This is a genomic window from Phocaeicola sp. (genome assembly GCF_057861905.1).
On record NZ_DBMACV010000022.1, the window covers coordinates 1 to 13,883 of the forward strand.

14 protein-coding genes and 1 pseudogene are annotated in these 13,883 nt (G+C 41.0%); 2 read left to right on the plus strand and 13 right to left on the minus strand.

Features of this window, described 5'->3' with window-relative positions; all coding sequences use genetic code 11:
* Both ACZM60_RS06145 and ACZM60_RS06150 read left to right on the plus strand, forming a co-directional pair.
* Positions 1–264: pseudogene (locus ACZM60_RS06145) on the plus strand (hypothetical protein); the annotation flags it as partial.
* Entirely contained in the window at positions 224–1,192 is a 969-nt protein-coding gene (locus ACZM60_RS06150; protein WP_489521057.1) for an alpha/beta hydrolase fold domain-containing protein, read from the plus strand. The pseudogene ACZM60_RS06145 and the gene ACZM60_RS06150, both read left to right, overlap by 41 nt.
* 141 nt (positions 1,193–1,333) lie before the next feature.
* On the opposite strand, the gene ACZM60_RS06155 is transcribed toward ACZM60_RS06150, so the two are convergent.
* From ACZM60_RS06155 to ACZM60_RS06215, 13 genes are all read right to left on the minus strand, one after another.
* On the minus strand, positions 1,334–2,467 hold the full coding sequence (locus tag ACZM60_RS06155; protein ID WP_489521058.1) for a universal stress protein: 1,134 nt from the start codon (positions 2,465–2,467) through the stop codon (positions 1,334–1,336).
* Between the two features lie 106 nt (positions 2,468–2,573).
* Positions 2,574–2,828 carry a hypothetical protein gene (locus tag ACZM60_RS06160; RefSeq protein ID WP_021971827.1) on the minus strand — a complete coding sequence of 85 codons (255 nt, stop codon included), beginning with the start codon at positions 2,826–2,828 and terminating at the stop codon, positions 2,574–2,576.
* A gap of 115 nt (positions 2,829–2,943) precedes the next feature.
* Entirely contained in the window at positions 2,944–3,651 is a 708-nt protein-coding gene (locus tag ACZM60_RS06165; protein ID WP_340318604.1) for a phosphatase PAP2 family protein, read from the minus strand.
* A 27-nt stretch (positions 3,652–3,678) separates the two neighbouring features.
* Positions 3,679–4,431, minus strand: a complete 753-nt coding sequence (locus ACZM60_RS06170; protein ID WP_021971825.1) for a tetratricopeptide repeat protein — start codon at positions 4,429–4,431, stop codon at positions 3,679–3,681.
* 25 nt (positions 4,432–4,456) lie between these two features.
* On the minus strand, positions 4,457–6,289 hold the full coding sequence (locus tag ACZM60_RS06175; protein WP_489521075.1) for a BatD family protein: 1,833 nt from the start codon (positions 6,287–6,289) through the stop codon (positions 4,457–4,459).
* Positions 6,290–6,325: 36 nt separating this feature from the next.
* Complete coding sequence (locus ACZM60_RS06180; protein ID WP_489521059.1) at positions 6,326–7,021, minus strand: tetratricopeptide repeat protein; 696 nt, start codon at positions 7,019–7,021, stop codon at positions 6,326–6,328.
* A 4-nt stretch (positions 7,022–7,025) separates the two neighbouring features.
* On the minus strand, positions 7,026–8,051 hold the full coding sequence (locus ACZM60_RS06185) for a vWA domain-containing protein (RefSeq protein ID WP_489521060.1): 1,026 nt from the start codon (positions 8,049–8,051) through the stop codon (positions 7,026–7,028).
* Between the two features lie 13 nt (positions 8,052–8,064).
* Positions 8,065–9,063 carry a vWA domain-containing protein gene (locus tag ACZM60_RS06190; RefSeq protein ID WP_489521061.1) on the minus strand — a complete coding sequence of 333 codons (999 nt, stop codon included), beginning with the start codon at positions 9,061–9,063 and terminating at the stop codon, positions 8,065–8,067.
* Between the two features lie 20 nt (positions 9,064–9,083).
* Positions 9,084–10,112 (minus strand): hypothetical protein, encoded by a 1,029-nt coding sequence (locus ACZM60_RS06195; RefSeq protein WP_340318605.1) that lies wholly within the window; start codon positions 10,110–10,112, stop codon positions 9,084–9,086.
* A gap of 68 nt (positions 10,113–10,180) precedes the next feature.
* Positions 10,181–11,050, minus strand: a complete 870-nt coding sequence (locus tag ACZM60_RS06200; RefSeq protein WP_340318515.1) for a DUF58 domain-containing protein — start codon at positions 11,048–11,050, stop codon at positions 10,181–10,183.
* A gap of 155 nt (positions 11,051–11,205) precedes the next feature.
* On the minus strand, positions 11,206–12,201 hold the full coding sequence (locus ACZM60_RS06205) for an AAA family ATPase (protein ID WP_021971818.1): 996 nt from the start codon (positions 12,199–12,201) through the stop codon (positions 11,206–11,208).
* A 190-nt stretch (positions 12,202–12,391) separates the two neighbouring features.
* Positions 12,392–13,585: an HU family DNA-binding protein gene (locus ACZM60_RS06210; RefSeq protein WP_489521062.1), complete on the minus strand. Its 1,194-nt coding sequence runs from the start codon at positions 13,583–13,585 to the stop codon at positions 12,392–12,394.
* On the minus strand, positions 13,578–13,868 hold the full coding sequence (locus ACZM60_RS06215) for an HU family DNA-binding protein (RefSeq protein WP_489521063.1): 291 nt from the start codon (positions 13,866–13,868) through the stop codon (positions 13,578–13,580). The genes ACZM60_RS06210 and ACZM60_RS06215 overlap by 8 nt, the downstream gene beginning before the upstream one ends.
* Between the last annotated feature and the right edge of the window lie 15 nt (positions 13,869–13,883).

Here is a 13,883-nt window from a genome sequence, read left to right on the forward strand (position 1 = left end):
GATACAAAATCTTTAGGTAATAACAAAGCCCCAGCTTGTGAAAGTCGGGGCTTTGTGCTAAAAAAGAAGGTGTGCTTTTTGACACACCTTCTTTTTGTTTTCTCCCCTTACTCCAGGCCCGCATCCGAATTGGCGTCATATGATAAGTTTTTGGCATTATACAAGAAGCGTAAGCGAACGGATAGTCTTATTTTTGCCATACAAAATCAAGAACAGGAAGAATATGAATCAAAAGAAAATTTTAATGTGCCTTGGCATCTGTAGTCTTTCATTGGCTCTGCATGCACAGAATGGGCCAAGAAACAACAGTAAAAATTTCCCCGAAGCAGTTCCGACCAACAGTCAAGTACAATTCTTCAATCAGACAGATGAAGTATATTCATTAGATTATCTGAAGGACGTGGTATATGCAACCAAGGACAATATGGATTTGAAATTGCAGATTGTCATGCCTAAGCCCTATGGAGAATCAGACAAAACCTTCCCTTGCATTCTTTATGTGAGAGGTTCTGCATGGATGAAACAAAACTTATATGTGGATGTACCACAGATTTCAGCTATGGCAAAGCGTGGATATGTAGTTGCCATTGTAGAATACCGTCCGTCTGATGTGGCTGTTTTTCCAGCCCAGCGTAATGATGCTATCTCTGCGATAAACTTTATGAGAGAGAATGCGCAGAAATATAGTGTCGACGTAAACAATATCTTTGTATGGGGAAGTTCATCGGGAGCACATACAGCCTTGTTTACGGGACTTCATCTTAAAGGTGCCGACAGCAAGAACGATTCTCTTCCGGATATAAACGGAATCATAGCTTATTATCCTCCTACCGACGTACTTCATCTGAAAGATGATCCTACAGCAGCTTCGAAGGGCGACGAAAACAGCCCCGAGGGATTGCTCATCGGTAAAATTGCCGTCTGGAACGCCCCTGAGAAGACTAAGGAAGCAAGTCCTTTCTACTACATAAAAGATAATAAGGATATGCCTCCGGTATTTCTTGCACATGGAACAAAAGACAGGGTGGTTCCTTTCTCTCAGGCTGACCTGCTGGCCAACGAAATGGAGAAAAACGGATGCGAATACGAATTTTATGCTTTACGCAATGCTGACCACGGCAGTTGGCAGTTCTGGACCGAAGCAATGCTCGATAAGGTTGAGAAGTTCATCGTAAAACACCTTAAGAAGTAGAGCCGGAGAATCTCTGTTTCATCCTCTCCTATTAGAATTAGGAATATAAATAAAAGTCTCAGTCCCGAAGGTATATACGGAGAATTCTATATATTTCCTTCTGCGGGACTGAGACTTTTCGAGTATAGGGTTAATCTCCCCTTACTTTATAATCAGAATCGGCGTATTGGAATGGAAAAGCATCTTGCGTGCAATGCTGGGATTAAACAGACGGGCAAAGATATTACGTCTGTAGCTAGAAGTACAGATTACGTCAATGCCATTCTCCCGTACAAATTTGTCTACATTGCTCAACAGGTCTTCTTCGTCAATATTCAAATAAGTAAATTCAAGCTGAGGATATTGCTTCTTGAAATACTCCTTGATGCCTGCCAGTTTTATTTCGTTCCATGTACGTTTCTCTTCGTGGGAGTTCACATGAATGAATGAAATCTCAAACTTGTTGTCCTTGAAAGTCGTAATCAGCGAATCGAAAGCAATCAAATCACGCTGGTCGAAACTGGTAAACAATGCTATTTTATGAATATCTTCAAGCGATTTCTCCGGAGCATTTTCGGGTATCGCATAAACAAAGGAGCGGCTCCGTTCGATAACTTCTGCCGTTACGCTTCCTATCAGGTCCAGATCTTTCTGATGCTCTCCACGGGTTCCCATAACCACAATGAGAGGTTTCTCCTGACGTATGTAATATATTATTTCTTCTTCTGGTATACCCTCACGCAGCACGCATGTGAATTTCACGTTCGGATACTCTCCTTTTTCTATTTTCTCGGCTACGTCTGCCGACAACTTATTCAGTTGCTTGTGCACATTTTCTATCATTCCTCTTACTGTAGTGGCATCGTTTGCCGAGGGGACATGATAGTTCTCCGTATCGTACTGCAAGCTTGGTATGTAAATAGGTGTAAAATGTACATGCAGAAGAACCACTTCAGCATGCATGTGTGCAGCTACCTTAAAACCAAAATCACATGCTTTGAGAGAATATGCAGAGAAATCGACCGGGACAAGTACCTTGGGGATTTTTTCCGATTTCGATTCGGCGGACTTCTCTTCCAGAGTTTCTTCAGACAACCAGGAAGAACTTTCTATAATCTTCAAGGCACGAGGCAAATCACTTTCCTTAATGCGCACTCTTACACCCGACGAGATAACAGGCTGGATAAGATTCACATTATGTATGTACGACTCGATTCCTTCGCTTTCGAGTACAGACTTTAAAATCTGTGCCTTCGAATAAGTGAGGATAGCTAATGTAACAAGTTTATCTTCCATAGTTTAAAGTTTTAAAAGGTTTCACATAAAAACACTACGAGATTAACAAAAAATCCTAATCAGTAAGAAACCATACCGATTAGGATTTTGCCACTTATCTTCAACCTTAGGCTGTTTGCTCTTTCAAAATTTCTATCGCTTTATCAAGCACGGTCGTATCATCGAGCATTACCAGTCCGCCATCCGGCCCCGGCTCCAGGTGAATACCTACGCTCTTGCCATCCTTAAAATTATGTCCGCCAAAGAAATTGCGTACAGTTTCCACACTCAAATTTAACTCATCGGCTATACGATGCATGCTTCCACTGGGTAAAGAATCTTTTATTTTTCGAAGTTCGTTGAAAGTAATCGTTCTATTCATAGTAATCAAAATTTAAAGTGTTAGACAAAACTTTTGTTAATTCACGATATAAATGTAATGAAAGAAAATGAATAAGCCAACAAAAAATTAACTTTTTTACTTTGCTGGCAATATATCAGAACGATAATAATCTGGAAATGACCATAGCTGCCATAACAGCATAAAAATAAGTCAGCAGCAAGACTGTATGGAAAATCTTGAGATCTGCAACCTCAAACCCCGTCAGAGTATATTGTTCTGACACAAACTGGGGCTGTTCGAAATATTTTTTCCGGATAAACGCATAAAGCCAATAAACCAGTGAAGCGATAACGCTGCCTGCAATTGCACCGCATATAATATCTCCCGGATAATGTACACCCAGATATATGCGTGAATACGAGGGAATCAATGCCCATATAAACATGACAGCGGTCATTTCCTTTCTCCGTACAAGCAGCGAAACAAAAGTAGCTACAGCAAACGTATTGGCTGCATGGCTTGATATAAATCCGTACATTCCTCCCCTGTATCCGTTGACAACATGCACCATATACATAATCTCGGGATCTTGTGCAGGACGGAAACGCATGAAATATGGCTTGCAGAAACCGGAAGAGAACTGGTCGGCCAGGGTTATGCTTAAAGCTATCATGGCAAGTATAAGCAGTCCCTGAGTAAATTTGGTATTTTTGAATATGACATACAGCAGCACTGCGGCAACAGGAATCCATATTTTTGTACCGGATACAATCCACATAAAACCATCCCAGAACATGGAATCACTTCCGTTCAGGGTCAATAACAGATTCTGATCTGCCTCAATAAGCTGCTGTATATCAATCATAAATATTATATATTTTGGAAAACATCAGATAACTTCTATTGCCGATACGGGCAGCCATCCTTTTTTCCCATCTTCCAGACGGATTTCTTTCCAGCCTTTCATCGAATTGTCTTCTATATAGACTTTAGTACCCTCGTGCAAGACAAACAGATCGGTTCCGCTTTCATTGGGAGTACTTTTAACTGTAATACTTGGCGACATTACAATGGCACCTGTACGGTTCAGAAGCTCTTCCTTCTGTTCGCTGGCAAAGAAATTGGCACATACGGCTACAATCAAGAATACTACAGCCGAAATAAAACCTATTTTCTTGAAAAGGATTCTGTTTCCAAAAATATACAATGCCATACCCGCGAGAAGAAGGATAAAGGAAACGATACCTGTTACTCCCCATCCGCTTTCGCTCATACAGTTTATCAATGAGTTTATCCATGTCACAATGAAAATTTCACTGGCAGGAGTAACCTGGTCTACAGTCTTGCTTCGCGCCATTTCCAGATTGAAACGTATATCTGCATCACCAGGATTCATCAATAAGGCTCGTTCGTAATTCAAAACGGCTTTGGCTATATTCTTGTTCTTGTAATAGCTGTTTCCCAAATTGTAGTAAATGTCTGCCGACTCGCCTTCCGAACTTAGAATAGCTTCGTACTTTTCAATTGCATCAGCAAACTTGTTTTCCTGATAATCCTTGTCGGCTTCGGCCTTTGATACTGCGGCCGAAGTGAACTGGACTATGCCAATCAGAAATGCAATAACTATAAATAGTCTTTTCATATCAATATGGTTCTTCTGTCTGTTTTTAATGTTTGATACTGTTCTCCATTCTACTGATCGCTTCTACCGATGTCGTATATACCTTGTCCATCGCTTCATTTTCATCTCCCGGAGCGTAACGGGCAAATTCGCATTCGTTCAAGGCATTGATGAAATCTTTTATTACATCGTCTGCTACACCGTATTTCACCAGCTCGGCTTCGATATTATCTTTAGAAAGCTGCGAAACAGGTATACTCAGTTTATCACTGATATATCCCCATAAGGCTTTCAATACTTCATCATAGAACTCATTCTTACGGTTCTCTGCCAGCAGCTTTCCGGCAAGTTTCATACGCTTGGTCGCTACCTTATTAGCCTTCTTTGTCTTCACTTTTGCTACATTGGCATTTTCGGCAGCCTGCTTGCGGAAGAAGACAACTAATCCCACAAATAAGACAAACGGAATGATATACCACAAATAGTAACCTACAGTGCCGAAGAAGACGGCGCCCTTCTGCATCAGTTTTGTATCGCCCAGTTTGATGAAACGGATATCCTGTCCCAGAACCTTGACATTTTCCTTATTGGTAAAGTCGGCAATTACCTGATCGGCATTTCCATTTCCTTTTGCTACGTTAATATTATAGGCTTCGGTTTTCAGTGTCTTGTATGAATTCGACTTCAAGTCAAAATAAGTAAACTCGACAGGAGGTATTGTAAAGTTTCCCGCATGACGAGGTATGGCCAGATACTCGATGGTCTGGCTTCCGCTCAGTCCGGCACGTGATGCTTCAAAGTTATTCGTTACTTTCGGGTCGTACACTTCAAAATCTTCAGGGAATTTCACTTCAGGCGTACTGATCAGTTTCATGTTTCCCGAACCACTGATGGTCAGTTTTATCGTTACTGCATCATTGGTCTTCACATCTTTGGCATTGATGGAAGAAGCAAGAGTAAATTCTCCCACACCTCCCGAGAAGTTAGCCGGCTTGGCAGGAAGCGGCTGAACGTTGATAGTCAGCTTAGGTGTAACGATTTTTTTCTTTACTTCCTGATATCCTCCTCCATTGAAGAAAGCATCAAATGGATCGTCCGACATGGTCTGTATGGCAACTACGCCTTCGAAAGTAATCGAAGGAACCTCCAGCTTACCGGTCTGTTGTGGAAATAATACATACTGGCTCCACACGGTGGTATTGTAATTGCGTCCTTTATAATGCTCCAATGAGAAAGTCTTCTGTTGGGGCAATTCAATTTCCTGAGTATGAAAACCCTTCAAATCGGGCATTTTACCAAATAACTGACGAAGATTTACCAACGTATAAACCTTATAAGTCAGCAATATAGCTTCCTGTTCATGTACAGTCGTCTTACTGGCAGTTGCTGTAATAAACAAATCATTGCTTGTAATACGTCCGTTTGTAGTCTGACGGCGGTCAGCCTGTGCACTTCCCCCCTGACTGCTCTTGCTTCCTCCTGCTGACTGATCAGGTGGAAGTACTTTAATCGTAACGGCATTGGAAAATATTTTTTCTCCATTAGCCTCGATACTTGCAGCTGGTATTGTATAAGTTCCTGCGTTGCCAGCCATCAGTATATAAGTATACGTAATGGAACTACTTGAAGAAACCTTGCCGTTGATAATTTGTGTACTGCTTTGCTGAGAACGACTTGGTCCCATCAAAACATCAAATCCTTTCGTTATAGAAGGTGCACGAAAATCCTTCACCTTTTGCGTGTTGACTGTAAACGTCAGGCGGAACTGATCTCCGCTTACAACCACATCAGGTGCATCGGCTGTTAAAGTAGCTTTGTTGTCTGCCCATGCATGTACTGTAGTAAGAATCAACAGTAGAAAGAAAATAACTTTTCTCATCATTCCTTTATTTCATTTATAATTATTCACCATTAATTACCAGTCTTTTTCCAACTTACGTCCTTGTACCTGAACCGCTTTCTTCACTTTATCCTGTACATTTTTCTCATCTTGCATAGCTGCCTTCAGAAGCTGCTCTGCATTCTCTTTCGACATTTGGTTCTGGTTCTGTTGCTGCTGCTGATTATTTTGCTGCTGATCTTTCTTATTCTGATCCTGCTGGTCTTTGTTTTGTTGCTTATCATCCTGCTTTTGATCTTGCTTCTGATCTTTCTCCTGATTCTGTTTCTGCTGTTGCTGATCTTTCAACTGCTTTTGTGCCAAAGCCAGATTGTAACGAGTTTCATCGTCTTTCGGATTATTTCGCAAAGCCTTTTTATATGCTTCTATGCATTGTGGCAATTGTTTAGACGACTGCAAAATCACCCCCATATTATGATAAATCTGTGCAAGCTTGTTCTTGTCTTTTTCTATCCGCGATGCAGCTTCATATTGCTCCATCGCTTCTTTCGCTTTTTGTTGCATCAACAGGGAGTTGCCCAGATTATACATGGCGTCCGTCGACTTCGGTTCTAATTCCAAAGCTTTCCGATAATCGACTTCAGCTTTTACAAATGTGCTGTCCTTATATAACTTATTTCCACTGCGCAAATAATCACGCTCTGTTTTCTGTCCGTAAGCAGCAACCGATACGAACATTATTCCCAGCATCACATATTTTTTCCGCAACATAAAATCAATTCTGTTTAAAGAGTTTTATATTCTTGAAAAGTGGATTTTTACGTTCCAATAACATCAAATCAACTGCCAGCAGAATCAAAGCCAGCCATGCCAGTACCTGAAACTGCTCATCAAACTCAGTAAAGACCTGAGTTTCCACATCAGCTTTAGCCAATTTATTTATCTCGGCATTCAAAGCTCTTTCAGCATTATTGGTATTATCCACTCGTACATATATACCATTTCCCGCTTTTGCAATTTCCTGACACATCTGTTCGTTCAGACGAGTTACAATCACATTGCCGTCCTTATCACGACGGAATTCATTTGTCCCTTCAGCCGGAATAGGTGAACCATCTGGTGAACCGACTCCTAATACAAAAACACGAACACCTTTTTTGGCTGCTTCTTGTGCTGCTTCAACAGCTCCTCCTTCATGATTTTCACCATCGGTTATAAGTACAATAGCTTGTCCGACCCCTTCATTCGGAGTGAAACTCTTCATTGCCAAATTTATGGCTCCGGCAATATCAGTACCCTGAGTCGAGATAAGTGAAGGATTGATTGTTTCAAGAAACATCTTTGCCGAGATATAGTCACTTGTAATAGGCAACTGTGTAAAAGCCTCTCCGGCAAAAACAATCATGGCAACCTTGTCATTATTGAATGTTTCCACCAAACGAGAAATCAGCTTTTTCGACTTTTCCAGACGACTGGGTGTAACATCTTGCGCCAGCATAGAGTTAGAAATATCGAGTGCTACGACAGTTTCAACCCCCTGACGTTTGACGGTTTCCATTTTTGAGCCGAACTGAGGTCGTGCCAGCATAAATATCACCATAGCCAAGGCTGCAAAAACCAGCCAAAACTTTACATCCGGACGATATTTCGATACGTCAGGCATCAGATGAGCCAATAATTCAGGATCACCGTATTGAGCAATTTTTTTACGCCGGCGATAATTGGAATATATATATAGCCCTACCAATATCGGCAAAACGATAAGTAGATACAAATAAACAGGTTCTCCAAATCGAAACATAATATTCTTGGTTTTAAGGTATTTTCTTTAATACTGTATTACGCAGCAATATTTCCAACAAAATACAGAAGAATGCTACCAGAGCAAAGGTCGTATAAGCTTCTTCTCGTTTACTGAACTCCTTGACATTCAGTTTTGTCTTTTCCAGTTTATCGATTTCCTTGTAAACTTCCTCCAGTTTAGAATTGCTGGTTGCACGGAAATAATTTCCATTCGTAGTACCTGCAATCTGCGTCAAAGTCTGCTCATCTATTTCGACGGGAACATTGACATATTGAACGCCAGCATATGTTTGCATCGGATAAGGAGCGGTTCCGTTCGTGCCGACTCCAATCGTATAAATACGAATACCGAACTGCTTAGCAATTTCGGCTGCTGTCAACGGAGAAATATCTCCTCGGTTATTACTACCATCTGTCAAAAGAATAATTACCTTCGATTTTGCCTTACTATCTTTCAAGCGGCTAATAGCATTTGCCAGCCCCATACCAATAGCTGTACCATCCTCGATAAGTCCACGCTGGGCTATATCACCTTTTATACTATTGAATAAATTTAGCAAGACTCCATGATCTACGGTAAGTGGACATTGTGTAAAGGCCTCTCCTGCAAAAATAGTCAAACCGATATTATCATTTGGACGTCCATTTATAAACTCAGCAGCTACCTGCTTTGCGGCTTCCAGACGATTCTGCTTCAAATCTTCCGCAAGCATACTGGTCGAAACATCGACAGCCAGCATAATATCAATACCTTCTATCTCAGTATTCTGCCAGTTATCTGTTGTTTGAGGACGTGCCAAAACCAGTACAATCATAACAAACGTCACGATCCTTAAGACAAAAGGAGCATGCAGAAGATATACCTTCCAACTCTTTGGTGCATTCATATACATGCGGGTCGTAGAAACCTGCATGGTAGGCTCTGTCTTCTTTCTGCGCATAAAATACCATACAATGTATGGAATGAGCAGAAGTAATAAAAACAGATATTCCAGATTTGCAAAAATCATAGTTCCTTACATGTTAAACGTTAAAAAAAGAGGTCGATAATGTGACAGATAACCAAATACAGACAAACCACGGCACCTATACTTACCACAGTAATACTGCACAGCAAGATGATGCGTCCTTGCTTTGAACGCTTTTCCTCCACCCTGATTTCTGTAGGTTCTTTCTTCGCATTCGGATCTTCTTCTACCTTAGTTTGATTGATAAAATCGACTGCATTAACCAGATTCATGTCATTTTCATTCATCATCGGAGCGTGCTTAGCAAATTTTACGAGGTCGGCTGTCTCAAACAAACTTTTCAAATCGTTGATGGACTGCTGATCCTTTACTTGCAGTAAGTGTTCGATGATTTCCGAAGAAGTCATTTCCAGCGCATTGAATCCAAACCGTTCTTTAATATATGTTCGCAAGACCTCAGTCAGTTCTGTATAATACAACTTCGGATCTTCACGCTGTACCTGCTTGTCAGCCTTAATCTCTTCGATTTTCTTCATAGCAGCCTGATGAGGAGGCAACTTAGGTTCTATCTTGATAATCTTGATAATAGGCTTATTATCGCGATAACGGATGATAAAGAACACAGCTGCTGCTCCCAATATGAGCATAGCTAATCCACAATATACCAAAGGAGCAATATCATTCCATGTAATAGGTACCTCTCGAATATCTTTCGGACCAAAGAACTGATCAGGATGCAAGGTATCAACGGGAACTGAATAAACTTTCAAAGCCAACGCTTTCGAACGATAAGGCTTGTCATTTACAAAAACTTCAAAAGGAGGCAGGTAATATAACGCCGAATCGAATGAGGTAATTGTATATTCCTGAGAAATCAACCAGCGCTTGTCATTATTTAATAGCTGAGTATCAGGCTTTGCAACATCTAATATCTCTACCCCTGTGACCAGTGTATCACGTAGCAATGGCAAACGTAATTTCTGATTTGCATCCATGCTTACCTGAAGCTTTATTTTCGCCTGTTCACCTATCAGAAGCTGTAAAGAATCAATAGTAGCTTCCACGGTAACCTGTGCTTTTATACCCGGCATGGATATAAACAAAAATAAAGCAACCCACAACGCTTTCAGATATTTCTTATAGTATTTCATATTCCTTTTTAGTTTCGTTTAGCAAACAAATTAAGCAATGCTTTTACGTAATCTTGGTCGGTACGTACCGAAACTGAATCGACGTTGCTATGCGTAAATATGTCGTGCAACTTCTGCTGACGGGCTTTCCACCATTCATGATGCGCATTACGCAAAGCTTTGGAAGAAGTATCAATCCATTGCTCATGTCCCGTTTCAGCATCTTTCACCTTCATTAAACCTACATCCGGGAGTTCCTCCAGACGACGATCGTATACCTGCAAAGCCACAACATCATGTTTCCGGTTGGCTATAGTCAATGCATTCTGAAAATCTCGTTCATCAATAAAGTCACTCAGCATAAATGCAGTACAACGTTTCTTCAAAACATTCGTCAGATATTCAATAGCACACTGGATATTCGTACGAGTACTTTCCGGTTTAAAGTCAAGCAGTTCACGAATAATATACAAAATATGTTTACGTCCCTTCTTGGGAGGGATAAACTTCTCAATACGGTCGGAAAAAAATATTACTCCAATCTTATCATTATTCTGAATAGCCGAGAAGGCCAATGTCGCAGCAATTTCCGTAACCATACTCTTCTTAAGCTGCTTGACTGTACCAAAGTCCAGACTATTCGACACATCAATCAACAGCATGACGGTCAGCTCACGTTCCTCTTCGAACACCTTTATGAATGGTTTGTCAAAGCGAGCAGTTACATTCCAGTCTATATCGCGCACATCATCTCCATACTGATATTCGCGCACTTCGGAGAATGCCATACCTCTGCCCTTGAAAGCCGAGTGGTACTGTCCTGCAAAAATATTGCTGGAAAGCCCTCGTGTCTTTATTTCAATCTGACGAACGCGTTTTAATAGTTCACTTGTTTCCATTCTTTCTTGGATTACGCTTCGGACAACCAAAGCAAAATATACCTATTTTTTACATGACATCTTTTCTCTGTATGCTCTGTATGCCATGTATAATTGGGGCCTGAACAATTGAATATACACAATCATTCAGGCTATGTCTTATTCTTTCAGACGAATCAGGGCACTTCAACCTTGTTCAATATCTTACTTACTATCTCGTCGGAAGTAACATTGGTTGCTTCGGCTTCATATGTCAAGCCGATACGATGACGAAGCACATCATGTGCAACAGCACGTACATCCTCAGGAATAACGTATCCACGACGTTTAATGAAAGCATAGCTGCGGGCAGCCAAGGCCAAATTGATAGAAGCACGCGGAGAACCTCCGAAGCTGATCAGACCCTTCAAATCTTTCAAGTCATATTTTTCAGGATAACGAGTTGCAAATACAATATCAGCAATGTACTGCTCTATCTTCTCATCCAAGTATACCTGACAAACCACTTTACGTGCTTCCAGAATATCTTCAGCTTTCAAGATAGGACGAACTTCAGTTTTATTACCTGAAATGTTCTGACGGATAATCTTCTTTTCTTCTTCCAGCTTTGGATAGTCGATAATTACCTTCAGCATGAAACGGTCGACTTGTGCTTCAGGAAGCGGATATGTACCTTCCTGTTCAATCGGGTTCTGAGTTGCCATTACAAGGAATGGATCAGGTAAACGGAAAGTATCCTTGCTCAATGTAACCTGACGCTCCTGCATAGCTTCCAGCAAAGCACTTTGTACCTTAGCCGGCGCACGGTTTATTTCATCAGCCAATACGAAGTTTGCAAAGATAGGACCTTTCTTTGTAACGAACTGTTCATCTTTCTGGCTGTATATCATTGTACCAAGCACATCGGCAGGAAGTAAGTCGGGAGTAAACTGAATACGACTATACTTAGAGTCAATCAACGAAGCCAAGGTCTTAATGGCCAATGTCTTTGCCAATCCCGGAACACCTTCCAGCAAAATATGTCCGTCGGCCAATAAGCCGATCAATAATGATTCTACCAAATGTTTTTGACCTACAATTACCTGGTCCATACCAGCCATCAGATTGGTCACGAATGCACTCTGACGTTCAATGCGTTCGTTCAATTCACGAATGTCAATAGCTTCAGCCATAATTTTTTATTTTTATGTTTCAAATATGCAATTTTATCAATTGGTCAACTGACCTTTTTTTAATCGAACCCAAAAGTACGGCATTATATTAACAGAAGCAACTAATTTTTATTAAAAAAAATTAGTTGCTTCTTTCGTTTAAGTCTTATTGGACTAAAGATATTTAAAAAATAACATTGTCCTATTCCTCCTATTTTCTATTCATTTCTTTTGGAGTAAGCTCCGGTATGCGAATAGTCGTACCAACCGGTACTACATCCGCATCTTTAATGATATCCTTATTATATTGTACCAGATAGGGCCACAACTTCTTATTACCATAAAACTTCAGCGCAACACGAACCAGGCTTTCACCCGATTTTATGGTATAAGTAGAGCGTGTACCTGTAATCATATATTCAACAGTATCAGCCAAAGTTTCCCGTTTGACAACGGTAGGCAACTGTTGTTTTTCTTCATCCGGCTTTACCTGAGCAACGACCTCGCGAACGGTATCTTGCTGAACCGCAGGAATCTGTTTAACCGGCAATATACTATCCTTCTCCAAGTCTGAGCGTATACCGACAGTATCCTTATTCAGGGGTACAGTTTCCTTTTCCATAAGCATATGGACAACAGATTCTGGAATGTATCTTCTTCCTGAAAAAATACTCCATACAATAATACCTCCCAGAATAACACCCACCAATAACACTGTAGCAACCATACACCAAGGAAAACGGAATATCTTTTTTCCTACGGCAGGCTCCAAATCTTCATGTATAGATTCGGGGACCTTCAGTACAGGTTCTGCCGTTTCATCTTCAGGCTTTTCCGCTTTTTCAGATACAGGTTCTGTCGTCTCACTATCGGGCTCCTTCTGAGGACTATCAGGCACGACCTTATTGCCATCAGCTTCTTCCGGTACAAGTTTTTCTTGATTGGCTTTTTCCTCTTCAGCTTCCTCCATTTCAGAATTACTGTTTGCATCCGGCAAAGAAACACCTTCGCCGATTTCTTCTTCCGACGCATCAGCATCCTCGTCCAATGAAGAAACTTCATCTATATCATCAAACCGAGTACCTTCGTTCAGCAGTACGGTTTCAAAATGCTCGAAAGGCTTATTTACCGTTTCTCTCATCCAAGAATCCGGCGTAAACGAGATACGTGAATGCCCTTGTATTTCAATCCGCTCTCCGGTATTGACATCTATACTTTCACGAGTATCAACATCTATCAGTTTAAACGTTCCTAAGCCTTTGATCTTTACATATTTGTCCGTTTCTATAGACTCTTCGATCAGGGCAAACAGAGTCTTTACAAATGCTTCTGCATCTGCCTGCTCCATTTCATGGCGTTGTGCCAACAAATCAGCCAAGTCTTGCTGTGTGAACTTATCACTCATTACCCAGAGTATTCTTTAGCCGTTCCTTCCATACCGGACTCGGCTTAAAATTCAAAATCAATTTCGGAGGGACCAGAAATCGTTGCTTGGTAACAGGATTTACCGTAATACGTTCCATCTTTTTCCGAACTTCAAACGTTCCGAAATTCTGAATTGCAATCGTTTTACCTTCCTGCAACTCCTCTCCCATAATAGCCGTTACCGATGCCAACAAACGCGAAGCATCCTTATTGGTATATTCCAAGCGGCGTGACAATTCGCCTGTCAATTCTTTATTGTTCATGTCGTCCGCTCCACA